Source organism: Spirosoma aerophilum (assembly GCF_054782495.1).
Genome location: NZ_BAAGSJ010000038.1, coordinates 116,496 through 142,586 on the forward strand (window position 1 = coordinate 116,496; position 26,091 = coordinate 142,586).

Sequence of the window (26,091 nt, forward strand, 5' to 3'; positions counted from 1 at the left end):
GTTAACTTATGTATCTATCAAGTGCGCTACCCAACCAGCCAGATACGATCCTCGTCGGCGCCCTGTTCGGTCCACTCAACGAGTACCTGTTGTGATTCAAGGGTATTGACACGCTTTCCGGTATAATCCGGTTTGATGGGCAGATCGCGGTTGTAGCGCCGGTCGATGAGCACCAGCAATTCCACCTTACGAGGGCGTCCGAAGGCCGTCATGGCGTCGAGGGCCGCGCGTACCATCCGGCCCGTTGCCAGCACATCATCAACCAGAATGACCCGTTTATTTTCAATAATAAAGGGCACATGCGTCGTGTTGGGCCGTAGTGGGGTATCTCTTCGACGGAAATCATCCCGATAAAACGTAGCATCTAAATAACCCAGCGGCACATCATGACCGAGCGCGCGATTCAGTTCACGGGCCACACGGTCAGCAAAGTGAATGCCTCTTGGCTGCATACCCAGAATGACGGTATCCGCAAAATCCTGATAATTCTCAATGAGCTGCTGTGCCAGTCGGCTCACAACAATTTCCAGCAACGGACTGGATAAAATTAGGCGTTGTTGATTCATAGGGTAAAAATAACGGTCAGTCGGTCAGATACCGTTCTGTAGCGGGTATAAATATAGTAGTGTTACCAGCATAAGTTTCTTTGTATCTTTAGTAGACGCATATGAAGCTCGTCGGGTATGGGGATTCGGACTTTTACTTGCTTATTCTTATTGGCCATGCTGGGTGCTACGTGCAGCCCTGCGCAGAACATAGCGGGTACGTGGCTGGGGGTCACCTACCCTACCAATCCGAATCAGGCGGTTTATAATTACATCATGAACCTAACGCAAGCGGGCAGCACATTAGGGGGAACAGCACAAACGGCCAACCCCAATGTACCCTTTAGCGGAGTTGCTTATATTTCGGGGCAAGTTAATGGCTCGACCGTTCAATTCAACGAAGCGGACAAGAATGGCAGCACGGTTGTGGCCAGTGTTTGTTTCTGGCGCGGCACTCTTACCTATAATCCCGCTGATGAGAGCCTTATCGGTACGTACGAAAATATTGCAAACGGCACCACCTGCACCAGCGCGTCGGGGGGGAAGGTAGAGTTGTACCGGATCGTTCTTAAATCCGGGGCCGCGTATTGCAAAGGCAGCCCCGTTAATCTGGTCGTAACGGGCAAAAACATTAAATGGTACTCCTCTGCGACTAAAACCAACTTACTGGCAACGGGCAATACCTACAGCCCTAAAATCTCTCAGACAACCACTTTTTACATTACCCAAACACTCTACCAGAACGAAAGTCCGGCGGTTCCTATTACCATAACGATAACCGAACCTGTTTTTAAAGCAGTAGCGGCCAACACGGGCTGTGATAAAGCCAATGGATCCATTGAAGTCATCGCTACGGGCGCAACCGGGTGGAGTTATGGCCTGAACGGGGGAGCTACTCAGTCGAGCCCGCTATTCACGAGCCTTAAACCGGCGTCCTACACCATCACCGCTACCGATAGCAATGGCTGTAGCGCCAACCAGTCCGTAACCATTACGAACGACGCGCCCCCTACTATTACCGGTATGCAAACCACGCCCCCCAAATGTGCTACGGCCAATGGAGAAGTAAGCGTGGTGGCAGCTGGCGGCAAGGCCCCCCTCACCTACTCGATCGACTACGGCCTTACGTTTCAGTCTGACCCGGTTTTCACAAAACTGGCCGGTGGCGCCTACACCATCCGGGTACGGGATGCCAACGGCTGCGACGTAAACCGGGCGGTCGTGCTTCCACCCTTTATACCTATGGAGGTACTCAGCACAGCTATCGTACCAACATCATGCGGATTACCAAACGGCCAGGTAACCATGCTTATTTCGGGTGGCCGTAAGCCCATGCAGTACAGCATAGACAACCAGACATTTCGGGCGAGTTCCCAGTTTACCGACTTGCAGGCGGGTACCTATACCCTTACAGCCAGAGACAGCACCAATTGTACAATCAGCCAATCGGTTACGATAGCCGGAAGCACCGGTCCACAGATTGGCACCATTCAAACGACACCTTCAGCCTGTGGTGAACAGAACGGCGCGATTCAACTCGGTGTATCGGCATCGACAGCAGCTGCCGATTATTCGATCGATGGACAGTCGTTTCAACGAAGCAGTTTATTTTCAGGGCTGAAAGCGGGAACCTATACATTGACGTTGCGGGATGATAAGAACTGTATGGTTACTCAGCCGGTAAATGTCCTGCAGGATTGTGCGAACCGGCTTTTTTTACCGACGGCTTTTTCGCCGAATCAGGACCGGATGAACGATGCCCTTACCGTTTACTTCGGTTTTGCCTCCCTGACAATTACCTCGTTCACTGTTTTTGATCGATGGGGTGCAGTCCTGTATAATCGTGCTAATTTTGCCCTGTCAAGCGGAGAACCGCTCTGGGATGGTCAAATCAACGGAAAAACGGCACCAGCCGGTATGTACGCCTGCCAGCTCGACTGTTTGTTTCCGGATGGCACCCCAATGACCTACCGCCAGCCGGTTGCTTTATTATATTGATCTTTATGAAATTTCTTATCGTTGGCCTGGGCAACATTGGCCCTGAATACGCACTCACCCGTCATAATGCCGGCTTCATGGCACTCGACCGACTGGCCGCCCAGCATGGCTTCTCATTTACCATGACCCGCCTGGCCTACACGGCCAAATGGCAGTACAAGGGAAAGCAGTTATTCTTCATAAAACCCACCACCTACATGAACTTGAGTGGCAAAGCGGTTTTGTATTACATGAAGCAGGAAAATATTCCGATTGAAAATGTATTGATCATCACCGACGACAAAGATCTGCCCTTTGGAAAACTGCGGTTGAAACCCAAAGGATCACCGGGCGGACACAACGGCTTACGCAGTATCGATGAGTCACTTAACACCCAGGAATACGCCCGATTGCGGATGGGCATTGGCAATAATTTCTCGAAAGGCCGACAGGTTGATTTCGTTTTAGGCCAGTTTCCGGAGGATGAATTGATTCAACTTCCCGATTATTTAGATCGTACCGGGGAGGCTGTCCTTGCTTTTTGTACTATGGGCATACAGACAGCCATGAATAATTACAACCAATGATATAACTATTTAAAGAAAATTGCACTTTTCCGGAATAGTATAATCAACTAGCAACTAACTAAATTAACAAAATATTATTTTGACTATAGCGACTTATAATTGACTATTTGTTTAAAATACAAAGTTAACCGCATAAAATTCGGAACAAAATTCCGGACAGGACATAAAGAGGGTTTGTACATTCAAACTTTCTATAGACATTTGTGCGTTATCTGATTGAAAACAAAATAGAACAAATCAATGAAATCGCGTGTTATCTTTGCATCACTGGTACTTGGATTAGGATTAGTGATCACTCAGGCAGACGCGGCTACCACCACCAACACTGATGATAGCCCGGCAGCCACCAAGCCGGCAAGTGCTATGCTTGTCAATGGTTCGCAAACGCAGTTCGCTGCTTTTATCGGACAAAACGTTGCCAAGTTTGCGCAGACTACCAATTGGCAAAACTTTATGAGTGTAGTATCGTTGTATAACCAAAGCCCCTCGGCTGTGCTGTCTATCAGTCCCGCCGATCGCGCTAAGTTCAACGAAGCAGCCACTCAGTTAGCAAATACCCTGGCCAAGCACAAAGGTGCAAACGCCAGTAACTGGATGAACCAGGCGGATCACACAGTACGGATGATTAATTTCCTTTGGAATGCCAATCAGCCCATTACGGAAGCCACTGACGTTCAGTAAGATAAAACAATTACCGATTTATTCGGTGTTTGGAACAGAAAAGAGTAAAAGTTAGTTTTTCATGTAGAAAAGGTTAAGGGTTTAGGAATAGTCAGTATAAGGTTCTCCGCAATAGATCGGGGAACCTTATCTTTTTTATAGGCCCTTTACCTTTGTGAAATTGTCAGTCAATTGGTGTTGACCCGTTAAATTTTTTTGGGCCGTTCGCTAACAAAATTGTAAGTATTGTACAGCACGGAGCCCGTTTCATTCCCCATGGCTGCCCGGGTGGGATTGCCGCACAGGCACATCAAAGGTATAATTTCACATATGTTTTATATATAATCCATTAGAGGGCGTATTGTTTCGTCTGGACAAAAATTTTATTTAGCTGAGCGCATTCATAGTTAAATACAAAATTTAGCAGGGCTTCTGAAAACCCTATGTCCTTCTGGTTGTTTCAGGAGAAACCAGCCATCAACTGATTACTATGGGACGTATTGCAATGTATGGGTTTGGTCGCATCGGGCGGCAGTTTCTTCGTATTGGGTTACGCAACAATCTCTTTGAACCCGTATCTATTTCAGACATTAAAGAGGCCACGACTCTCGCAGCTTTGTTTGACGTCGATACAAACTACGGTCGCTGGCACGAGCCCGTTTCGGCAAAAGAAGATCAATTTACCATTGGCGGGCGCGACATCCCGTATCTGAACTCGTCCAAAGAAGTTCCGGATTGGGGGGCTCTGGGCGTAGACCTGGTTGTTGATTGTACGGGCCGCTCCACCACCCGAGCGGGTGCCCAGGCCCACCTGGATCGGGGGGCTAAACACGTGCTCGTCAGCGCTCCACCCAAAACCCTCGATGACTGTGATGCCGTCCTGTTGAAAGGCATCAATCTGGATGATTTCAACCCGGAAACGCACAAAATCATTAGCATGGCCAGTTGTACAACCAATGCACTGGCCGCCGTTGTGAAAGTTGTTCTGGAGAACTTCGGCATTAAATACGGACTATTTTCAACAGTACACGCCTACACGAACACGCAGTCGTTAACCGATCAGCCCATGAAAGACCGGCGGGATTCGTGGGCAGCGGCAGAGAACATTATCCCCTCCTCCTCCGGCGCAGCACGGGCGTTGCAGTTCATCTGGAAAGACCTGAAAATTACAGGGAAAGCATACCGCGTGCCAACCCGGACTGGCAGCATTGCCGAGCTGAACCTGATTACCGAGAAGGACTGCACGGTTGAAGAAGTGAATGAAGCCTTTACTAAAGCAGCCGCTGAAGGTCCTCTGAAGGGGGTTTTGGATGTACTTGCCGGCGAATGGGCCTCTTCCCGAATTGTAGCCGATCCGCACTCGTCGATTGTAGACTTACCGCTGACGGCCAAGCAGGGGGAATTACTGTCTGTGGCGGCCTGGTACGATAATGAGTGGGGGTACGCCACCCGACTGGCGGAAGTAGCTGCCTTTTTAGCGGCTAAGCTCTAACACAACTAATCGAGTTATCGCAAAGGGTTGATGAGCCAGGCAGGTGCTGGTTTATCAACCCTTACTACTGTTAAAACAATCCCAATCAGCAAAGCCGGTTCCGTATTTTTCCGGTAAAGCTATTCATCAATCAGTCTATCACATCAACGGATAAAATAAGATGATCACCGCTGGGAGTTACCGAAACCTGATACCGGGCTGAATCGTCGGTATCATTCAACTGCATAATAAATGCCTGTTTTTGAGTCTCAAGCATTGCCGCCATACAATGACATAATAACTCCACCGAATTGGCATGTTGAAAGACCTGAGTAATCGACTGGCCAACCACTTGAGAAATAGACCGTCCCAACAGGTTTGCCAGGGCGGAGTTGGCATTCAGTACCTGAAAATCAGCAATGCGATGACTGGCTCCTTTTTCCGTTCGGACGGGGACAACGATTGCCATGGCTGCTGGATAGCTTTCCAATACATCCGCTAAAAGATGATCGTAATGTCGGTTTCTGGCCTCCGCTTTTTTTAAGCGTGTAATATCGTTGTAGGTAACCATAATACCCTCATCTACCCGCATGATCTTCACATCGCGCCACGTATCGTATTCCGGATAGTAATGCTCGGTAGAAATAGGCTGGCTCGTTTCGTAAACTTTTACATATTGACCAAACAAGCCGTTTATACCGGTTGAGGGATACATTTCCCAAATCGTCCGCCCTAAAAGCCCATTGTGGAGAAACCCACTCATGACCATTCCGGCTTTGTTGATCATGACCAGTTTAAAATCGTTGACCCGGCCCTGTTCATCCTGAAGGGCCTCAAAAACCGATACACCGTAAGGGGATTCATCAAAAGCGAGTTGTAGAATATCCGCAAGCGGCTCAGTGTCGACGTCTGTCTTTGACTCAGTAATGTCGGTATAGGTTATCAACAGACTTTTTTCCATTTGGACCACAGACACATCCCACCAAATAGGCTTTGACCTACCCGAACGGAAGAACTGAATGTCGAACTGAGTGGATTTACCGGTATCTAAAACCTGACGGTATCGTTCCAGCAGAGTTTTTTCGGCCAGATGCGGGAAAAACAGCGAAAATGACTGCCCTAGTACTTCAACAGCCGGACAATCCAGCTCTTGTTCAGCAACCCCATTAATCAACGTCATGTATAAGTCAACAAGCCTGCCGTCTGCGCTGCGAATAGCCTGAAGCACCATCACCCCGTTTGGTGATGCCATCATGACGTTCTGTACTAACTTAGCTGAGGGCGAGTTCGTCCGATTCATAGCCACTTACAGGGTTCTTTTTGACAAATACGAAATCAATTGAGGCTATACGGTCTATCCAAAAATTGGCCAGTCTCACCAGGATTCACACACAATGGTACTTGTTCTGCTAATACTATGTGTGCAGCTATCATAAACCAGCAAAACAGCCCACTTAACAGCAAGTCTGTGTACGCACTTCAAGTAGACAAATCTATAAAACTTGGCTGATACCTTATACTAACAAATAAACATATGTGTAAATTATTTATCTTTACGCCCATTTATTCAGCCACAAATAGCACTTAGACCTAAGCAAATATAAGGATAGTTATAATTTTTTCCTCTATCTGCCAAATATATTAGTAGCTATCGTAGCCAGGCATTTAATTATTTCTCTACCATCCGGGCACCAGACTTCTTCACTATAGGCCGAATAACTCGACAAAAGTTGCATCGTCCTGTCTTGAACAACATTCGTACATTAAGTTGGTGGACTTCCTATCAAACGACTGGATAGGTTTGGCGACATTTCTAATAGAGCAATACATATTTCAATATATGACAGGTTTACGCTACTTTTAAGCAGCCATCAACCGCCGGGGTTCATGACGATCTATCCAGTATGCCTACTCCTATCGTTTTACTCCTTCTCCTGTGCTTCATAACGCCCGGCTTTGGGCAATCGGCACTGCCCGACAGCGCTTTTATTCCCATGGCCAGCCGTGAGGCCATTGCGGCTTATGAGCGAACCCTAAACGAACAGGCGCACATCTACGTGGGGAATGAATACATTGCTCATGACCCCCGCATAAAGGTTCATCCCTATTACATCAGCGACAACATGCAGGCGGGTACTATTCACTATAACGGTGTACGTTACCAGCATGTCGAAATGCTGTACGATATAGTCCGAAGTGAGTTGTCCATTAAGCCGCCGGGAGGTGGCTATCGGCTCCGGGTACGAAATGAATATATTTCCGATTTCACGCTGGGAGACCACCGGTTCTCACGAATTGTGGGAGACAGTGCCACCGGCTTAACCACCGACTTTTACGAGATCCTTTATAATGGTCCCACCAAAGCGCTGTCACACCGTCAGAAAACGGTACACGAAGATATTTCAAGTGGTTCGTATCAGGCCGAATATGTACCAAAAGACCGCTTCTATATCCTGAAAAGTGGTGTCTATCATGAAATAAAAAGTAAGCGTTCAATGCTGAACTTATTTCCTGAACAGGCAAAAACCCTGCGAAAATTCATTCGTTCGAATGAGTTAAAATTTAATGATAACCAGCGCGAAGAAGCGGTAAAGCGGGTAACGCAACGCTATGACGAATTAACCAAGTGATGATGGCCCAACTGTACCGCGTTTGTTTTCTGTTTCTGGGATTCTTTTTCCTCGTGCGATCTGCCTCGGCACAAACCCCGGCCGACAGGCCCATCAGTGGTGACTTCTCATCGCTTCGCTTTGAGCAGTTCGTTCAGCGGATAGAAGCCCAGACACCTTACCGCTTTTTTTATAACTCATCTGATGCCGACAGTATTACCGTCGATTTGCGCGTGGACAAACAGCCCCTCCGGCTGGTGCTTCAGCAGTTGTTCAATGGCACTAAATACGCATTTGCCATTGATAACCAGCAGCGGGTTTACATCACCTCAAGTCGTCCCATTCGTACGGAGTTACCCATCGGCTTTTTTATCCGGGGCCGCTCCGAATCCCGCAACGATTCGACGCTGAATTCATATCTGACCGAAAGTCAGACCAAACGAATTGAGCCGGAAACGAAGGTCTACGAAATTGGCAAGCGCACAACGCCCATCCGGCCGGGGCGGTCAACAATTTCGGGCTATGTACGGAATGTCTCCTCCGGCGAGCCTATTGTGGGAGCCGCCGTTTACCTGGATAACCCCCGCGTGGGTACCATTTCCGACCAGTTTGGCTATTACTCCATCACGCTTCCCCGTGGGCGACACGACCTGAAACTGCGCAGCATTGGGTTGAAAGATACCCGTCGCCGGATTATTCTCTATGCCGATGGGAAATTCGACATAGAGATGGAAGACGACGTTATTGCGCTGAAAGAAGTGGTGATCGAAGCCGAGAAGGACAAGAATATTTCCGGACTACAGATGGGTCAGGAGCGGGTAGACATAAAAAGTATTAAACAAGTGCCCACAGCCCTGGGCGAAGCCGATCTATTACGGGTTATCCAGACCTTACCGGGTGTAAAGACGGTAGGCGAAAGCTCCACCGGCCTCAATGTGCGCGGGGGAGCTACCGACCAGAACCTGATTCTGTATAACGACGCTACGATTTACAACTCGTCGCACCTGTTTGGTTTTTTCTCGGCCTTCAACCCCGACATGATCAAGAGCGCTGAATTGTACAAAAGTGCCATTCCATCCCGATTTGGGGGTCGATTGTCGTCGGTGCTGGATGTGCAGACGCGCGACGGCAATAAGAAGAAATTTGTCGGCTCGGGAGGTATTGGCCTGCTCACCGGCCGTCTGACGCTGGAAGGCCCGATCCTGAAAGACAAAACGTCGTTTATTGCGGGCGTTCGGTCGTCTTACTCCGACTGGCTGTTAAAGCAGTTGCAGAATGCTTCGTTTCAGAAAAGTCAGGCCCGGTTCTACGACCTGAACCTGCACATCACCCATGATTTCAACGAGAAGAACACGATCTACCTAACGGGTTACCTGAGCCGCGACCAGTTCAAGCTCAACAGCGATACCTCCTATCGGTACCAGAATCAGACCGCGACGCTGAAGTGGAAACATATTATCACCAACAAACTGTACAGCGTCTTTACCGGCAGTTACAGCGGGTATAAATACGACGTTTCGAGCGAGAAGAATCCGGTCAATGCCTATCAGCTGGCCTTTTTCATTAAGCAGTCGCAGCTCAAAGCCGACTTCAACTACTACCCCACCAACCAGCACGCGGTAGATTTTGGCATCAGCAGCACGCATTACAAAATATCTCCGGGCACGTTCGGTCCCCAGGGCAGCGAATCGCTGATTCTGCCCGATGTGGTGCCCACCGAACAGGGGCTGGAAAGCGCGGTCTACATAGGTGATCGATTCGATATTAGCCCCAAATTGTCAATCAGTGGCGGATTGCGGTACTCGTTATACTCCTACCTGGGGCCGGGTTCGGTATTTCAATACGCGCCGGGCTCCCCTAAAACGCTGAATACCATTATTGACACGCTCGCTTATGGGACAAATAAAGCGATATCGACCTATAGCGGGCCAGAATATCGGGTAGCCATCCGATATGGTCTCTCCAATACGGCGTCGATCAAGGCGAGTTTCAACCGTACGCGGCAGTACATACAAATGCTGTCAAATACAACGGTTATATCGCCGACCGACATCTGGAAACTCAGCGACCCGAACATCAAACCGCAGGTGGGCGATCAGTATGCCGTGGGTATCTACAAAAACAACCGGAACAACACCATCGAACTGTCGGTGGAGGGGTATTACAAAACGATGCAGAATATGCTCGATTACAGGAGTGGTGCCTCCCTGATTCTGAATCACCATATTGAAACCGACGTGGTGCAGGCCGAAGGAAAAGCTTATGGTGTTGAATTTCTGGTGAAGAAAATGACGGGCAAGCTCAATGGCTGGCTCAGCTACACCTACGCCCGAACGCTGCTGCGTACCAGCAGCCCCGGCAACAGCGAGACCATCAATCAGGGAAATTTCTACCCAAGCAGCTACGACAAGCCGCATGATTTCACTATGATCAGCAATTACAAGATCAACCGTCGGTTCAGCCTGTCATTGAATTTTACCTACAGCACGGGGCGGCCGATTACATTGCCGGTTGGGAAATACATCCTCGACAATGCCGCCCGGCTGCTGTATTCAGAGCGCAACCAGTACCGGATACCGGATTATTACCGGGCCGACTTTGCCATGAACATTGAAGGAAACCACAAAGTGAAGAAGCTGGCACACAGCTCGTGGACGATCTCAATTTACAATTTACTAGGTCGGCATAACGCTTACTCGGTCTATTTCAAATCGGAGAATGGCCGGATCAACGGCTATCAGCTCTCCATCTTTGGCAACCCGATTCCATCGATTACGTATAATTTCAGATTTTAAGAAATGATGGGCCACAGAGATGCACAACGAAAAGTATATAAGCTCGGTGTACCTCCGTGCATCTCCGCCCTAACTCTACTATGAAGAACACGTCGAGACATATATTTTCCTGGTTACTGATCCTGGTTGTTGGCGGGTGCGTTGACCCCTACCGCCCCCCCGAAATTACGTCGCCGGGGAGTTACCTGGTGGTTAATGGCTTTTTCAACAGCGCACCCGGCACGACATCTACGATCCAGCTGTCGCGCACGCAGGCATTGACCGATACCAAAGCCCCTACCGCCGAGACAAAAGCGGCTGTGACGATCGAGAGCCAGAATAAAGCGGTTTACACCCTTGTTGAAGGAACCGGCGGTACGTATACGCTCTCGGGAGTGACACCGGTGCCCGGCGAAAACTACCGGCTGCATGTCAAAACGAAAGGCGTTGACTACTATTCAGACTATGTGCCGGTTATTAAGACACCCCCAATCGATAGTGTCAGCTGGCGCGTTGAGAACAATGGCGTGCAGCTTAGTGTCAATACCCACGACCCCAACAACAACACCCGCTATTACCGCTGGGAATTTGACGAAACCTGGGAGTACTTCACGCCTTATTATTCGGTCTATGAGTTGAAGAATAACCAGATCGTCAACCGGGAGGTCCCTATCAACCAGTGCTGGCGGAGTAACAGCTCGACCAATATTATGACCACCTCGACCACCCGGCTCAGCAAAGATGTGGTAAGTCAGTTTCCGTTGACATTCATTGAAGGTAGTTCCATGAAGCTCGGGGTGAAGTACAGTATGCTGGTCAGACAGTTCGCGCTGAGTCAGTCGGGTTTCGACTATTACGATCAGCTGGCCAGGATAACGCAGAACATCGGCTCTATTTTCGATCCTCAACCTTCGCAGATCACGGGAAACATCCGTTGCACCACCAATACCAGTGAATTGGTTCTGGGCTTCTTTCGGGTTGGTTCAGTTGAAACAAAACGAATCTTCATTACGCATTCGCAAATTCCTGACTTCATCACAGCGACACCTTACTCAAACTGTCCGGTTGATACCCTAAGCCTGTCCGACATTATTAAAGACAAGCCATCGATCATTAACATGTTCGATCGGGGAAGCTACCTGACGACGTCCGAATTCTGTGTGGATTGCCGCCTTGGGGGCGGTATTTTAAAACGACCTGACTTCTGGCGGTAACCATGTCCCGCCGAACGCCCTTCACTATGCCCGCTATTCGCCACTATATAGTCTGTAGCCTTCTCCTGCTGAGCCAGTTACCAACCTTTGGCCAAGCACCCCCTTCGGCGTCTGCGCTGGTGCAGTCCTTTGACGCTTACCGTCGGCAGGCCTTACAGGAAAAACTGTTTGTCCATACCGACCAGACTTTTTACGTCACGGGCGAAACCATGTGGTTCAAGGTCTATTATGTCGACGGCACCCAGCACAAACCACTCGATGTCAGCAGGATAACTTATCTGGAGCTGTTAGACAAAGACAATAAATCCGTATTGCAAACCAAAGTAGCGCTGTCGTCAGAGGGCGGCAACGGCACTCTTTTTCTGCCCGCATCGCTAAATTCGGGTACCTATCTGATGCGGGCCTACACCAGTTGGATGAAGAATTTCAGCCCTGCCTTTTTCTTTGAAAAAACCCTCACCCTTGTCAATCCCTTTAAGCCGCTGGGGCTTCCGTTGCTGAAACCAACACCCGATTACGATGTTCAGCTTTTTCCTGAAGGCGGCAATTTGGTGCAGGGTCTTCCTGGTAAGGTGGCGTTTAAAGTCGTAGATGCGGCCGGGCGGGGTGTCCCGGTGCGGGGCTGGCTGCTGACCAGTCAAAATGACACACTGGCCCGCTTTGCTTCGCATAAATACGGCATGGGCCGATTCTCATTTACCCCCGCAGCTAACACCAGCTACCGGGTCACAGTAACCGACGAAAAAGGGCACCTGGTTACTCGTCCTCTCCCAACCATTTATGCCCAGGGCTATACCATGCGGCTCGAAGAAAGCGCTGACAACCAGCTCAGGGTAACGGTGAACACCAATCTGGATAGGACCGGGCCGGTCTACCTCTTTGCCCATACCCGCAACGAAATCAAGGCCGCCGAACTCCGCCCTCTCCAGCGCGAAACTACCTTTCTGGTCGACAAAAAGACATTGGGCGAAGGCATCTCCCACCTGACAATTTTCAACGCCGACCGGAAACCCGTTTGCGAACGCCTGTATTTCAAACGACCAGCGAACCCGCTCACCATTGATCTGAAACCTGACCAGAACCAGTATGCCCCCCGCACCAAAGTCACGCTGGATACGAAGGTACAGGCGTCTGCCTCGACAGCAAGTCAGGCTAATTTATCCGTTTCAGTCTATCGGCTCGATTCGCTGGCAAATGGTGGATCGAACAATATTCTGAGTTACCTCTGGATGACTTCCGACTTGCAGGGGCAAATCGAATCGCCGGACTATTACCTGCAGCCGGAAACGGCCGAAGTTAAGGAAGCTACCGACAACCTCATGCTCACGCACGGCTGGCGCCGGTTCAAATGGGAAGAGGTGTTAAGCAGCCCAGCCACAAAACCCTTTATCCCGGAACATAACGGAATGCTGATCCAGGGCACCGTAACCGACCCCGTTTCCGGTGCGCCCGTCCCAGGTGTTATGACCTATCTGTCCTCGCCGGGCAGACCGCTCCGGCTGTATGTCTCGCGCAGTGACGCCGAAGGGCGGGTTCGCTTCGAGATGCAGGATTTTTACGGGGGCCGAAACATTATTTTTCAAACCAATCCACAGGATAGTCTCTTGAAACTTACGGTTGTCAACCCCTTCGCAGGCTCATCCACCAGCACTCGCCTGCCCGAGCCGGCCGTTGCCGAATCGCAGGCAGATCAACTGCTGAACCGGAGTGTGTCCATGCAGGTACAGACAACGTATCTGGGCGATCAGGCCATTCGGTATCAATATCCGCCCGTTGACAGCAGCGCGTTTTATGGCAAGCCCGGCGAGTCGTATTTACTCGATGTCTACACCCGTTTCCCACGCATGGAAGAGGTGCTGCGCGAGTACGTCCTGGGTGTTATGCCCCGTAAAAAACAGGGCCATTTCCGGCTCTACGTACCGAATGCCCCTTACCGAGCCCTGTTCGAAGACCCGTCGCTGGTGCTGATGGATGGCGTACCGATCTTCGACATGGACAAAGTCATTGAATTCAGCCCGCTGAAGATTAAGCAGATCGACGTGATCACGAACCACTATTTCATCGGTCCGGCCATGTTTCCGGGGCTTATCAGCTTTATATCGTACAAAGGCGATCTGGCTGGCTTTCCCATCAACCCGGCGGCCGTAACTCTGTCGTACGATGGACTCCAACTACAACGGGAGTTTTATTCACCCCGCTACGAGACGGCCAAACAACTCAGCAGCCGCTTACCCGATGCCCGGACTTTACTCTACTGGAACCCAGCCCTGAAAACCGACGCACAGGGCAAAGGCCGGGTGCAATTCTATACCTCCGATCAGCCGGGCACCTATGTGGCCGAAGTAAATGGTCTCGATCCAAACGGTCAGGCCGGTAACCAGCGGGTGCTGTTCGAAGTAAAAAATACTCCGAAATAGGTGGGTACAGTACGGCGGTTACCAGTATGAACTGTTCCTTGCGGGTCTTTCGTTAACGTTCCTGTTGACTAAAGACCCGCTCGCTTTCAGCATCTGACCCTAAACTTCATGAAATCGTCCTTTCTTATCGGCTTACTGGTGTGGCTTTGTTTGTCTGCACCAACCTTTGCCCAGTCGACCTCCAGAACCACCAGTCAGCCAACCCAGCGCACTTCAGCCCAGGGAAAAACGGCCCGCCCCTGGACATACTGGTGGTGGATGGGCAATGCCGTCAATGAAGCCGATATTACCGACCTGCTGGAACAGTTTTCAAAGGCCGGTCTGGGTGGCGTTCATATCATTCCCATTTACGGCGTCAAAGGCTTCGAAAAACAGTTTATCCCGTACCTGAGCGACCGTTGGCTGTCCGTTTTTTCACATACCGTCCGCGAAGGGAAGCGGCTGGGCCTCGGTGTCGACCTGACTATCGGCACAGGCTGGCCGTTTGGCGGACCCGGAGTATCGACGGCCATGGCCGCTAAAAAATGGGGCTTGGAAAACGGCAAACTGACGACTACGCTGACCAACCAGCAGGTGAAGCGACCCGCACCGGGCAGTCAGGGACTGGTTATCGACTACTTTAGCAAACAGGCCCTCGATCAGTATCTGCGCCGGTTCGACTCGACGCTGAATCTGTCGCCTATGAAGCCCCGGGCTGTTTATAATGACTCTTACGAAGTATACGGAGCCAACTGGACCGACAATTTCCTGGCTGAATTTAAAGCCCGACGTGGCTACGACCTCAACACCCAGGTAGCCGCCCTGCTCGACACCACACAATCGCCGACCAGTATTCTGGTGCATCAGGATTACCACCAGACGCTGTCCGAATTACTGCTCGATGGGTTTGCGAAGCCCTGGTCTAACTGGGCGCATAAGGCGGGCTACCGAACCCGAAATCAGGCGCACGGTTCGCCGGGAAATCTAATCGACCTCTACGCAGCGGCCGACATTCCCGAAACGGAGTCGTTCGGTTCCAGCCGGTTTCCCATTCCCGGCCTCCGCGTCGATGCCAATTATGAAGTCGACCGGTTTGGCACGCCGAACCCGCTGGCGATGAAGTTTGCGTCATCGGCGGCTCATTTGTTGGGGAAACCGCTGGTCAGTTCCGAAACCGGTACCTGGCTGGCCAACCATTTTCAGGTATCTCTGTCTCAAATTAAGCCGCAGGTCGATGAGTTGCTGGCATCGGGGATCAACCATATTTTTTACCACGGCATTCCCTATTCACCCCCATCGGAAGGCTGGCCCCGGGTGGATTCGCCCGGTTGGCTGTTCTATGCCTCGATCAACTACGGTCCCACCTCCCACTTCTGGCCCCATCTGCCCCTCCTGAACCAATACATTGAGCGCGCTCAGGCCCGGCTGCAAAGCAGCAAGCCCGACAATGATGTGCTGGTGTATTTTCCAATCCATGACTTGTGGACAACCCCGGCAAAATCGGCGGGGGGGATTCACCAATTGGAGGTTCACCATGTGGAGCGCTGGCTGCTCCTGCAGCCTTTCGGCAAGCTATGTGAGCGACTGGGCGCACAAGGCTATTCATTTGATTACGTGTCTGACGCCCTGCTCACCAGCCTGACTGCCACAAAAAAAGGCGTTCGCAGCGCCGGCGGAGCTACCTATCAGGTGATTCTGGTTCCTCACACGACCTATATTCCCGAAGCCTCCCTACGCCAGTTGACCAAACTGGCGCAGCAGGGCGTTCGAGTCATTTTTGACGGACAATTGCCTGAACAGGCGGCTGGTTTCCATACCCATGAGTCCCGAACGCTGGCCGTACAGCAGTTAGGCAAAACACTTCAAAAACTACCGAATGTATCGGTTAGCGTATCGGTCTTCGAAACGATGAACCGTCTGGGAATTCGGGTGGAAAGCTGGGCAGCCGATGGGCTTTCCTTTATTCGGAAGCGGAGAGGCCCGGCCAGCGATACCACGCAGTATTTTATCACGAACCTCGGCAATCGCTTTCGCCAGAACTGGATTACTCTCTCGGCAACGGGGCGCGTAAGCCGATATGATCCCTTGTCAAACCAGCGCGCATTACTGCCCATCCGCAAAGGGAAGAATGGAAAAGCAGAGGTGTATTTACAGCTGGAACCCGGGCAATCGTGTTTTCTCGATGTTCATTCCGGAGCAGTTCCCTATACCGACGAAGCGAGTCAGCAACGGATGGCGTCAGTGACACAAGGCATCATCCTGAAAAATCCCTGGCATCTGCAATTTGTCAAGGCATTCTCGACTCAGCAGAAACCGGCAAACGTCCAATCGGCTATCCTGCCCACCCTTGTTTCCTGGACTACGCTGTCAGATTCGGCCAGCTATTTCTCCGGTACGGCTCGCTACACCACCACATTTGATTTACCCGACGGCGTGACAGCCTCCACCTATACACTTGACCTCGGCGATGTGCGTGAGGTTGCGGAAGTACGCCTGAACGGCCAGCCGCTGGGAACGGCCTGGTGCATCCCGTTTCGGCTGAACATTCCGGCCAATCAACTCAAACCACGCGACAACCGGCTGGAGATCGACGTAACCAATCTATCGGCCAACTACATGCGCCTTTATGACCGGCAGCATCCGGGTTGGAAAAAGTTTTATGACATCAACATCGTCGACATCCAATATAAACCTTTTGACGCCACACGCTGGGACGCTGTGCCCTCTGGTTTATTAGGCCCTGTAACTCTGACGCCAATGAACAGATTACACTAAACTCTCAATTGAGAATACGTCAATCTTCGATTTTCTGAAGTTTCTCATCCGGTGCAAAACGGCGTTTCCGTTGCTGGACCCGCCATCATTGGTGTTGCCTTCTATAGTTTCAATAATGTCGTCCTCCACGGCCACTACGATACCGGTGTGCATCCAGTCAAACGGGGCCTTTTGTAGTAGAAAGATGTCACCTGGTTTTATTAAGGACGGGTTGTTTCGAATGTGCGTATGTCGGAAAAGGTTTCCGTTTTGTAAACCCAACGTACCCACCACATCGCAACTAAAGGTGGACGGCATGAGTTTTTTAAAACTCTTTCCCTGTAAAGAAGCGGCCTGATCGAGGATCGTCTGTACAAATCCCATGCACCATAACCACTCGGCTCCTTCGTTACCATCCATGTATGCCCTTACCCATGGCCCTGAGTTTGACTCTTTATCGATGACTAATTCTAACGGATGGTTTGAAACGTGGTTTCTGGCAGTATTGACAATCAGTTCCCGCAGGTCAGGGCCTGTAGCGTTTGCTGTAAAGGCATTTTGAAGGGGTAATGCCAGCAGATCGAAGGTTTGCTGATCTACGACTCCGGTGGGTTCTGCTCCTTTCGCTTTTTGAAAGTTTTTGACAGCCTGTTCCGTTGCCTTCCCAAAATCACCATCAATGCCGGTGGCGGTGGCAGCACCCGGATTCGACATACTAAAGAGAGTGAGCCACGATTGAATTTTACGAACGTCTTTCTTTACATTGTTGGCTCCATCTCTTCGCTGGGTACCATTGATGACAAGTTCATTTTTGAAGGAAGTCTTATGCATGGTCGTGTGTGCTTGATAGTAAAAAAAGGATACTTCAAATATAACCGATTCAATACCAATCCATTATCACGACGCTTACCGTAATTTTCACGTTTTTTGTAACCGGTAATGGCTAGCCACCCGGGCTCACTATTCTTCGACAAATGAGCTTCTTCTCCAAGAAATAGGTAAAATATGGAGCGAAAACTCTCTATTCAGAAAAACCCACCCATGAAAAAACGAACCGCTTGTGACGGGAAAGCTGCCGGACTGTTTCTCATTGCCTATCTCTTTATCCTGATGCCATGGAGTCAGGTTTGCCAGGCCCAAACACCTTTTCCGCCCCACGTGCATCGAGTCCTGTTTCTGGGCAACAGCATTACCTATACGGGTACTTATGTTACGGCTATCGACGCTTACTTTCGCCTGCATTACCCCAACCAGCCTATTGAGTTCATTAACGTTGGCCTCCCCAGCGAAACGGTTTCCGGGTTGTCGGAAGAAGGGCATGCCGACGGAAAATTTCCCCGCCCCGACCTGCACGAACGCCTGGAGCGCGTCCTTAAACTCACCAAACCAGACTTCGTGTTTGCCTGCTACGGCATGAATGACGGCATCTATTTACCACTGGACGAAAGCCGGTTTCAGAAGTTCAGGGATGGGATCAACTGGCTCCACAGCGAAGTCGTTAAACTGGGCGTGCCCATCGTTCACCTGACACCGCCCATTTACGACGAACAGCGGGGTACCAGCAAAGGCTACGCGGCCGTCCTCGACCGCTATTCCGACTGGTTACTAAGCCAGAAATCGGTGGCAAAGTGGTCGATCATCGACTTGCATTATCCCATGAAAGAATACCTAGAAGCTCATCGAAAAGTCGATGCGACCTTTGCCGTAAATGGTTTTGCTTTGGCCAATGACGGCGTTCATCCCGGCGACGCAGGCCACTGGATCATGGCGAAAAGTATTCTGTTGGGCTTGGGCGAAAAAGCCGTAGCCAGCGCCCCGGACCTGGCCGCTTCGGTAGCTATGGTTCCTAATTCCGGTCAGGTTATCAAACTCGTGGCTACCCGGCAAAGCCTGATGAAAGATGCCTGGCTAACCGCCACCGGCCACAAACGCCCCGGTATGAACGTGGGACTACCCCTTGCCGAAGCACAGACCAAAGCCGCCGAGTTGGACGCTCAGATCAGGAAGTTGCTGCCTTGAGGTTTACATTTAAACTGATAACCCAGTTAGTACCGATTCAAAAGATTTTTGACCACAGAGACACGGAAAGCACAGAGGATTTATAGGGGCAGAAGTCGCCCGTTGAACCCTCTGTGCTCTCCGTGTCTCTGTGGTTAAAAATCTTTTTAGCTAATTCGAAACGTATGCTCAAAAGGCGTAACGGCTGTCAGGTACACATGAACGCCTTCCGTTTTCAGGCTACCGAAATGTGATGAATAAACCTCTCCCTCAAGGCCACTGATTTTCTTATGCGTAAATACGCCCGGCCCGAACCGGATGGTGTCTTTTCCGTAGGTGTACTGCCCTGATTCGCCCTCGATCGAATAGCTATCGGCCGTGCCCTCTATCTTTTTCAACCCACTTACGTCGCCACCCGCTTTAAAGCAAAGTTCGATCGTAACCAGTACACCAGCCGCTCCTTTTACCGAAAACCGAAGTTCATTACCTCCGTTCTCCTTCCGAATGCCAATACGGGTCTCAATCGTTCTGATATTGCTCTGGGGCCGGTGTTCAAAATCCATTTTATTCCAGAAACGCCCGTCGGTGCTGGGCGAATGCTTATAGTTGCCCGATGCGAGTTTGTACTTGTCGGGCAAGGGCTGGTAGTAAGGCGCTTCGATTTTCTGATGTAACACATACTCGCCCTGGGCATACGTGATGCCCTGACTATGGAAATATCCGGTATTAAAAAAGCTGGTTGACAGCCGCATGTAGTTCAGAATGGCCTCTCCTTTCCGATAAGCAAAGAAGTTAGGACTGGTCGACCGCCCCGAGGCAACGATAAACGGGAAGTCCGTTCCGCCGAAGATCGTCGTGGTGGTATCTTGCTGCCGAATTCTGACCAGATTCGTTTCCCGGAAAAACTTCTCAAAATTTATCGGCGGTGCCTTTGGCGTCGGTAGCGGTTGTTTGTACAGGGGCGTTTCCAGAAAGTAGGCCAGCAGGTCATTGCTGATCCGTTCGTCAAAGCCCTTTACCGTTTCAATGTACCGGGCAATAGCCGCAAACTCCGGATTGGCATCCTGAATGGCCATAAAACGATAATCGTGGTAATAGGGCAGGCAATTGACCGTCATGAACTGATCCTGCCGTCGTGAATCATTGGTGACCAGATCGCCGTTGGGTTCCAGATAAAAGTAGGTCATTTGCAGATTCCGGCGAACGGACTCCAACAGTTTGGGGCGTTTGAGAAGATGTGCCATTGTAATCAGACAGCGGTCTATCACCTCCGAATAGATCATGCTCCGTTCGAGGTAATGGCCCTCTTTATCCATAAAAACCCCTTCTGAAAGCCACTCGTCAATCCGCCGAACATAACCGGGATTCGGGAACAGCTCATTTATCTTCGCCAGTGCCGCCGACACTACCCAGCGGTGATTCGGCGTGTGAATGCCCCCGGTTCGAAGAGCTTCACCCGCTTTTAGAATGAATTGTTTGAGTTGCGTCTTTACTACTGAAAGTGAAGGCAGATCAGTCATTTTCAGGATGGTTGCCGCTGTGCAAAGCGGTTCCAGTATAAAGGCGGTATCGGGTGGTGAAGACAGATTGCCGAGATCAAGGGTACCATCATCCTGCTGCTTTGTTACCAGAAATCGAATGACCTTCTCCATGACCGGAATCAATTCCGGCTTTCGGTAATATGGCGAACTGGGTTCATTAAAGGCAGCCGCCAGATTCGCCAGATCAAAGCCCAGCCGGCGCCGAAGCTCGGTAATGTCCGACGCGAACATCTGAAGTAATCTGCCAACTTCCTTCGTGTTCGCCTGAACTACTTTCTGATAAAACTCTTCCTCCACCTGTTCATCGCCTTTCCAGGCAATGAGCGGGGACAAAGCAACAGCAGCCCCTAAGCCGGTCAGTTGGTGAAGGAAGGTCTTTCTTGTGATGTCTTTCATTTTTGATTGAGTTCGTAATACCGACCGTCCCGGTCGGGCAGCCCTGACCAGCAGCTAGTTAGTCAGGCTCGCCCGACCGGGACGGTCGGTATTACATAAGTTAGGATTACCTTAATACCCTGGATTTTGTACCAGCGATGGATTTACCGTAAACGCGCCCGTTGGAATTGGAAAAATACGCTTGTTTACGTCGGCATCCGTTTTGAAGCCCCATTTGCCTTCAAACTTACCAAACCGGATCATGTCGTTCCGGTGCCAGGTCTCCCAGGTAAATTCGCGGCTCCGCTCACTATAAATATCCTCAAGTGTCACATTCGTTAAAGCGGGGGATGTTGTCCGGTTTGACCGCAACTGGTTTACCAATGAGAGTGCCGTTTGTCCGCCTGTCGGCGATCCGCCACGCAGAATGGCTTCGGCTTTCATCAGGATGATATCAGAATATCGGAACAAGGGGACGTCGTTGTTCTGGTTACGCGAGGTCGATGAAGCATCGGGAAAGAACTTGATGTTCCGGTAGCCCATGTTCCAGGCAATTTCGTCGTTGCCGCAATCGTACGTGGCTACATCCTGGCGGAGTGTAACCTCGGGTGTCAGGTTCACCTGGTACGTGTAGGGTGCCGCCCCATCAGAGCCCGTATAAAACTGATCATACCCTTTTTTGGTGGTCGTCACCGTCAGGGGCGTCACGCCATCGGCCAGAAACTGGAGCCCGGTGAGCCATTGGTTATTCCGAATATCGTTCGGATCCTTAAAGTGGGCATAAAACTCAGGCAGCGTGCTTCTTGGCGCACTCGGTGTAAATGGCAGACTAAATCGCTTGGTATGTGAACGTGGTACGTCATACCGGGCATGGTACATGTTACTGTTCGTACCGGGCAACCCACCGGCAGCCGGGTCATAAGGAATCGCGAAAATAAACTCCTTCATTTGCGGACCGTTATTTGGGTAGAACATTTGCAGGTATGTCGACCGGGGCTCAATGGCATAGAGGCCCGAATTGATCACGCTGTCGCAGGCAACAATGGCTTCGTTGTACCGCTTTGTGCCGGTGTAATACTCCGAGTTCAGGTACATTTTGGCCAGCAAAGCAAAACCCGTGAATTTGTTGGCCCGTCCATAAATCGCCTGACCCGACGCCCGGCTCAGATTAGGCAGAGCCGTTCTTACCTCCCGCTCAATAAACGAAAATACCTGCGCTCTGGGCGTGTTCGGGCGTGGCGCAAAGTCGCCGTAGGTCGTGTCGATGGGCACGTTACCGTATAGATCCATCATCATAAAATACGACAGGGCGCGGACCATTCTCAGCTCAGCCAGATTCATGGCTTTGCCGGGCGTAGAGGCCGGTATGGTCGTATTCAGAATCGACATGGCCTGGTTGGTGGTACCAATGACCAGCGAGAGCCAGTTCCAGGTACTGTTTGTCGTCCCGTGATCTTTGGTCCAGTCGTGGTAATGGAGCATCCGATAACCCTGGTTGTCATACCAGTTGCCGCCCCGGGCGGGCAGAATGGCCTCATCGCTGCTCAACGATTGCATGAACCAGTAATCGAGCGAGAAGTTACCGCGCAGGGCGGCATAAGGTGGTCCCGATGCCTGAATGAACTGCGACGTATTCTGCGGAAAAATATCGGGCGTTAATGAGGTTGTAATGGGTACATTAACATCGTGACAGGCCGAAAACAGGTACGTTATGAGTACGAGCAACGCGCCGAAGGATATATGCTTTTTCATTAGTTTTCCTGGCTAATAAGTTAAAATGACACGTTTACACCCAGAAGGAATGTACGGGTTTTGGGGTAAAAATTATAGGCTTCGATACCCGGAGCCAATCCACCCTGATTGATTTCAGGGTCAATGCCTTTGTAACCCGTGATCACAAAGGCATTGTTGACCGATGTGTAGATGCGCACGTTGCGGATATACTGGCCCAGATTTTTGAGGGTATAGCCCAGCGTGGCATTGTCGAGTCGAACGTAGCTGCCATCTTCAATGTAGCGGCTTGAGTATTTAAACGAATTGACGTCGGTTGCTTTTTCGTCGGCGGCATCGACCAGAATGTTGGTAAACTGAGCCGTACTTGGGCGGAACAGATCGGCGCGGGTGGCGTTGAAAATTTTGTTGCCAAAAACGCCCCGGAAGAATACGTTCAGATCGACGTTGCCGTATCGCAGGGTGTTTGTCCAGCCCACCAGCAACTTAGGCTGAGGGCTGCCCAGGTATTTGTAATCCGTACCAATGACCGGGGTTGTGGTTAGGGAACCGTTGCGGCTCACGTATTGTGAAACACCTTTGTCGTTCTTACCGGCATATTCAAGTGAGAAGAACTGACCCAGGGGCCTGCCTGCTTTCAGAATTTGCAGGGTGCTGCCCGTTTGTCCGGCTCCTTCTGGCTGCGTAGTCCTGACGGAGTCACCCCCCACAAACAGCGGATTCGTTAGGCTATTGATCATGTTGCTGTTATGCGCCAGGTTCAGGCCGGTTGTCCAGCTGAATTTACCCGTTTGCACAGGCGTTGCGTTCAGGCTAACCTCAATACCTTTGTTGCTCATGCTGCCTCCGTTGGCAATAATACTACCGGCGGGTACCAGCACTGGATTGACCCGGTAGGCATAGATCATGCCAGTGGTTTCTTTATTGTACACTTCAACGGTACCGCTTAGTTTACCCTTCAGCACAGTGAAGTCAATACCGATGTTTGCCGTCGCCGTTTTTTCCCAGCGCAAATCAGGGTTGGCGGCTTGCGTTGGACCATAGGCGGCTGTCTGGATACCGTTGTAATAATACGTACCCAGGCTACCCGAAATAAACTGCGCCGTATAGGCATTGAAGCCCGACGAGTTACCCGTCACCCCGTAGCTGGCCCGGAATTTCAGGTCGCTGAACAGGTTTTGATTTTGCATGAATGACTCCTGGTCGATACGCCACGCAACACCCGCTGCCGGAAAATAACCCCACTGGTTATTTTTACCGAATACCGAGCTACCGTCGCGCCGGATCGAGCCCTGCACCAGATATTTGTTTTTGTAATTGTAGTTCAACCGGGCAAAATCAGAGATCAGTCGGGTTTCCTGGTAGATACCGTCGGGGCCAAAATTGATCCGGTACGACGAAACGGCATAGGGGTTACTCAGCGCAAAGTTATTGTAGCCAATGTTATCGACCGGGAAGTTGGTTGTCGACGTCTGGAAACCATCGCCCGAAATATTGCCCTGCCACGAATACCCTAAGACAGCGTTAATAGCGTGATCGCCAAGTTCTTTGTTCCAGGTGAAAAACGTTTCCAGCACCTTGCGGGTGGTCTGGTAAGTGTTCCGCAGCGCCGACCCGTTCGTGCCGAAATTGAGCAGGCTGTGTACGAGGGGCGGGTCGGGGTAATTATAGAAGTTGGCGCTGTTGTACTGGGTGTAATAACTGGCGTATGACTCTCCGTGTAGCGACGTATTGCTCTGGTAGGACAGGTTGAGATCGTACGAGAGGCCAAACGGCAGCTTCACCTGCGCAAACAGGGAACCGACCAGGTTGTTATATTTCGTGTTGTCCTTGGCGTAATTGATCATTGCCACCGGGTTGAAGTAGCCCGTATTCTGAAAGTTCTCAAAATAGCTGCCGTCCGGATTGGTTACTGGCGAAACCGGGAGGTGATTCACCATCTGGTTCAGAACGTTGTTACGCAGGGGCGTATTATTGGCGTTGCTGCTGGAGTTGGTCACGTTCAGGCCGAACTTCAGTTTGTCGTTAAAAGCCATTTGCTCAACAGCCAGACGGGCAATTACCCGATTCAGCGAACTGCTCTGCAAAATCCCCTGCTTGTCGAGGTAGTTGATACTGGCGCTGTACGTACTGTGTTCGGTACCTCCGCTGATGGAGATATTGTGGTTGTGCGAAACAGCAGTACTGCGCTGAACGGCTGCCTGCCAATCGGTATTGGCGTTGAAGTCATCTCTTGGAGAGAACGATTGTCCGTTGGCGGTCAGAAACGCCCGCAGCTGGGTAGCATCCATCATGTTCAGCTTACTCGATACTTTTTCAATACCGGCATAGCCGCTGTACGTGATCTGCATCTGACCTTTCTTGCCGCGTTTCGTCGTCACCATGATAACGCCGTTGGCCGCCCGGTTACCATAAATAGCCGTGGCAGCCGCATCTTTCAGGACGTCGATCGAGGCAATATCGTCGGGAGCAATGATCGAAATATCGGCCCCCGGCACCCCGTCAATAACGTAAAATGGACCTTGTGAACTGTTAATGGTAGAGGCACCACGCAAAATTACAGCGGCCGGGGCATTCGGGTCACCATTGGCCGATATGTTCAGGCCCGGCACTTTACCCTGCAACAACTGCCCCACATCGCTGATGGCTCCCCGGTTCAATTCTTCGGGTTTGATGGTGCTCACGGCGCTGGTCAGGTTTTTCCGCGACTGCGTACCGTAACCCACCACTACCACTTCGTTCAGGGATTTATTGTCGGGCTGTAGCTGAATGTTGAGGGTTGTCCGATTACCAACCAGCGCTTCCTGCGTAGCATAGCCTACAAAGCTGAACACCAACGTCGTATTGGCATCGGGTACGTTCAGTTGAAAGCGTCCGTCGGCGTCAGTATTGGTTCCGCGAATGGCGCCTTTAATAACAACGTTGACACCCGGCAGACCTTCACCTTTTTCGCTGGTTACCCGACCATTCACCCGAATGTCAGCAGTTGCTTTTTCGGTCAACGTTGGCGACAGGGGTTGGAGTGACGATACACTGTTGTCAATAGCAGGTACCATTCCATTTTCGGACTGGATCATTCTGACCGAGGTCGCACTTTCCTTTACCGGGGTTTTGATCACGTAATAGGCTTGGCCACTCATCTTCTGGGCGGTCAGTCCGTACGGTTTAAGCAGCAATTGCAGTTGCTTTTCAAGCTTTCCGGTCCCCATCCGAAAATCAGGGGGCACAGAAATACCTTTCACGGTAGCTTCTTCAAACAAAATACTGACCTGATACTGCCGGCTTAAATCGGTGAGAATTTCCTTGAGCTTTTGGCTCTCGGCGGGAGGTGTCTGCAAAAAGTGGTTTACTTTCCGCTGTTGACGGGCAAAAACGACAGCCTGTGCCGTGGCGAGTTGCTGACAAAGCAAACCAAGCAGGACAAGACTTATTTTAGGTAGACGTATACGTGGCATTGGC

16 protein-coding genes are annotated in these 26,091 nt (G+C 50.8%); 10 read left to right on the forward strand and 6 right to left on the reverse strand.

What is annotated here, in order from left to right; translation table 11 throughout:
• Window positions 1-26 precede the first annotated feature (26 nt).
• Entirely contained in the window at window positions 27-566 is a 540-nt protein-coding gene (gene pyrR, locus ACYVK4_RS30280) for a bifunctional pyr operon transcriptional regulator/uracil phosphoribosyltransferase PyrR (protein WP_461131330.1), read from the reverse strand.
• A 156-nt stretch (window positions 567-722) separates the two neighbouring features.
• On the opposite strand from pyrR, the gene ACYVK4_RS30285 reads away from it, so the two are divergent.
• The 4 genes from ACYVK4_RS30285 to ACYVK4_RS30300 all read left to right on the forward strand — a co-directional run bounded on the left by ACYVK4_RS30285 (window position 723) and on the right by ACYVK4_RS30300 (window position 5,261).
• Window positions 723-2,543 (forward strand): T9SS type B sorting domain-containing protein, encoded by a 1,821-nt coding sequence (locus tag ACYVK4_RS30285; RefSeq protein ID WP_461131331.1) that lies wholly within the window; start codon window positions 723-725, stop codon window positions 2,541-2,543.
• A 5-nt stretch (window positions 2,544-2,548) separates the two neighbouring features.
• Window positions 2,549-3,109 carry an aminoacyl-tRNA hydrolase gene (gene pth, locus ACYVK4_RS30290; RefSeq protein WP_461131332.1) on the forward strand — a complete coding sequence of 187 codons (561 nt, stop codon included), beginning with the start codon at window positions 2,549-2,551 and terminating at the stop codon, window positions 3,107-3,109.
• Between the two features lie 240 nt (window positions 3,110-3,349).
• Window positions 3,350-3,790 carry a hypothetical protein gene (locus ACYVK4_RS30295; protein WP_461131333.1) on the forward strand — a complete coding sequence of 147 codons (441 nt, stop codon included), beginning with the start codon at window positions 3,350-3,352 and terminating at the stop codon, window positions 3,788-3,790.
• 469 nt (window positions 3,791-4,259) lie between these two features.
• Window positions 4,260-5,261, forward strand: a complete 1,002-nt coding sequence (locus ACYVK4_RS30300) for a type I glyceraldehyde-3-phosphate dehydrogenase (RefSeq protein ID WP_461131334.1) — start codon at window positions 4,260-4,262, stop codon at window positions 5,259-5,261.
• A 130-nt stretch (window positions 5,262-5,391) separates the two neighbouring features.
• Here ACYVK4_RS30300 and ACYVK4_RS30305 read toward each other — a convergent pair whose 3' ends face one another.
• Window positions 5,392-6,540 carry a PAS domain-containing protein gene (locus ACYVK4_RS30305; protein ID WP_461131335.1) on the reverse strand — a complete coding sequence of 383 codons (1,149 nt, stop codon included), beginning with the start codon at window positions 6,538-6,540 and terminating at the stop codon, window positions 5,392-5,394.
• A gap of 604 nt (window positions 6,541-7,144) precedes the next feature.
• Here ACYVK4_RS30305 and ACYVK4_RS30310 point away from each other — a divergent pair.
• From ACYVK4_RS30310 to ACYVK4_RS30330, 5 genes are all read left to right on the forward strand, one after another.
• Window positions 7,145-7,870, forward strand: a complete 726-nt coding sequence (locus tag ACYVK4_RS30310) for a hypothetical protein (protein ID WP_461131336.1) — start codon at window positions 7,145-7,147, stop codon at window positions 7,868-7,870.
• Between the two features lie 2 nt (window positions 7,871-7,872).
• Window positions 7,873-10,644, forward strand: a complete 2,772-nt coding sequence (locus tag ACYVK4_RS30315) for a TonB-dependent receptor (protein ID WP_461131337.1) — start codon at window positions 7,873-7,875, stop codon at window positions 10,642-10,644.
• Window positions 10,645-10,724: 80 nt separating this feature from the next.
• The gene (locus ACYVK4_RS30320) at window positions 10,725-11,837 is read left to right on the forward strand and encodes a DUF4249 domain-containing protein (protein ID WP_461131338.1); all 1,113 of its coding nucleotides are present in this window, start codon (window positions 10,725-10,727) and stop codon (window positions 11,835-11,837) included.
• A gap of 2 nt (window positions 11,838-11,839) precedes the next feature.
• A complete protein-coding gene (locus ACYVK4_RS30325; RefSeq protein WP_461131339.1) occupies window positions 11,840-14,254 on the forward strand; it encodes a carboxypeptidase-like regulatory domain-containing protein in 2,415 nt (804 codons plus the stop codon).
• A 108-nt stretch (window positions 14,255-14,362) separates the two neighbouring features.
• Window positions 14,363-17,008, forward strand: coding sequence for a glycosyl hydrolase (locus tag ACYVK4_RS30330; RefSeq protein ID WP_461131340.1), 2,646 nt, complete (start codon window positions 14,363-14,365; stop codon window positions 17,006-17,008).
• Here the strand turns inward: ACYVK4_RS30330 and ACYVK4_RS30335 are convergent.
• Window positions 17,000-17,818 carry a peptidoglycan-binding protein gene (locus ACYVK4_RS30335; RefSeq protein WP_461131341.1) on the reverse strand — a complete coding sequence of 273 codons (819 nt, stop codon included), beginning with the start codon at window positions 17,816-17,818 and terminating at the stop codon, window positions 17,000-17,002. The two genes, ACYVK4_RS30330 and ACYVK4_RS30335, sit on opposite strands and share 9 nt — an antisense overlap.
• Before the next feature lie 210 nt (window positions 17,819-18,028).
• On the opposite strand from ACYVK4_RS30335, the gene ACYVK4_RS30340 reads away from it, so the two are divergent.
• Window positions 18,029-19,006: an SGNH/GDSL hydrolase family protein gene (locus ACYVK4_RS30340; RefSeq protein WP_461131342.1), complete on the forward strand. Its 978-nt coding sequence runs from the start codon at window positions 18,029-18,031 to the stop codon at window positions 19,004-19,006.
• Between the two features lie 146 nt (window positions 19,007-19,152).
• Here the strand turns inward: ACYVK4_RS30340 and ACYVK4_RS30345 are convergent, their stop codons facing one another.
• The 3 genes from ACYVK4_RS30345 to ACYVK4_RS30355 all read right to left on the reverse strand — a co-directional run bounded on the left by ACYVK4_RS30345 (window position 19,153) and on the right by ACYVK4_RS30355 (window position 26,087).
• The gene (locus ACYVK4_RS30345) at window positions 19,153-20,922 is read right to left on the reverse strand and encodes a hypothetical protein (protein ID WP_461131343.1); all 1,770 of its coding nucleotides are present in this window, start codon (window positions 20,920-20,922) and stop codon (window positions 19,153-19,155) included.
• Between the two features lie 111 nt (window positions 20,923-21,033).
• Complete coding sequence (locus ACYVK4_RS30350; RefSeq protein ID WP_461131344.1) at window positions 21,034-22,653, reverse strand: RagB/SusD family nutrient uptake outer membrane protein; 1,620 nt, start codon at window positions 22,651-22,653, stop codon at window positions 21,034-21,036.
• 20 nt (window positions 22,654-22,673) lie between these two features.
• Window positions 22,674-26,087 (reverse strand): SusC/RagA family TonB-linked outer membrane protein, encoded by a 3,414-nt coding sequence (locus ACYVK4_RS30355; RefSeq protein WP_461131345.1) that lies wholly within the window; start codon window positions 26,085-26,087, stop codon window positions 22,674-22,676.
• Between the last annotated feature and the right edge of the window lie 4 nt (window positions 26,088-26,091).

Coding starts and splice junctions, on each gene's coding strand:
- ACYVK4_RS30315 (WP_461131337.1), top strand. CDS start 7,873: ATGGCCCAACTGTACCGCGTTTGTTTTCTGTTTCTGGGATTCTTTTTC.
- pyrR (WP_461131330.1), bottom strand. CDS start 566: ATGAATCAACAACGCCTAATTTTATCCAGTCCGTTGCTGGAAATTGTT.
- ACYVK4_RS30325 (WP_461131339.1), top strand. CDS start 11,840: ATGTCCCGCCGAACGCCCTTCACTATGCCCGCTATTCGCCACTATATA.
- ACYVK4_RS30340 (WP_461131342.1), top strand. CDS start 18,029: ATGAAAAAACGAACCGCTTGTGACGGGAAAGCTGCCGGACTGTTTCTC.
- ACYVK4_RS30335 (WP_461131341.1), bottom strand. CDS start 17,818: ATGCATAAGACTTCCTTCAAAAATGAACTTGTCATCAATGGTACCCAG.
- ACYVK4_RS30305 (WP_461131335.1), bottom strand. CDS start 6,540: ATGAATCGGACGAACTCGCCCTCAGCTAAGTTAGTACAGAACGTCATG.
- ACYVK4_RS30350 (WP_461131344.1), bottom strand. CDS start 22,653: ATGAAAAAGCATATATCCTTCGGCGCGTTGCTCGTACTCATAACGTAC.
- ACYVK4_RS30320 (WP_461131338.1), top strand. CDS start 10,725: ATGAAGAACACGTCGAGACATATATTTTCCTGGTTACTGATCCTGGTT.
- ACYVK4_RS30310 (WP_461131336.1), top strand. CDS start 7,145: ATGCCTACTCCTATCGTTTTACTCCTTCTCCTGTGCTTCATAACGCCC.
- pth (WP_461131332.1), top strand. CDS start 2,549: ATGAAATTTCTTATCGTTGGCCTGGGCAACATTGGCCCTGAATACGCA.
- ACYVK4_RS30355 (WP_461131345.1), bottom strand. CDS start 26,087: ATGCCACGTATACGTCTACCTAAAATAAGTCTTGTCCTGCTTGGTTTG.
- ACYVK4_RS30285 (WP_461131331.1), top strand. CDS start 723: ATGCTGGGTGCTACGTGCAGCCCTGCGCAGAACATAGCGGGTACGTGG.
- ACYVK4_RS30295 (WP_461131333.1), top strand. CDS start 3,350: ATGAAATCGCGTGTTATCTTTGCATCACTGGTACTTGGATTAGGATTA.
- ACYVK4_RS30330 (WP_461131340.1), top strand. CDS start 14,363: ATGAAATCGTCCTTTCTTATCGGCTTACTGGTGTGGCTTTGTTTGTCT.
- ACYVK4_RS30300 (WP_461131334.1), top strand. CDS start 4,260: ATGGGACGTATTGCAATGTATGGGTTTGGTCGCATCGGGCGGCAGTTT.
- ACYVK4_RS30345 (WP_461131343.1), bottom strand. CDS start 20,922: ATGAAAGACATCACAAGAAAGACCTTCCTTCACCAACTGACCGGCTTA.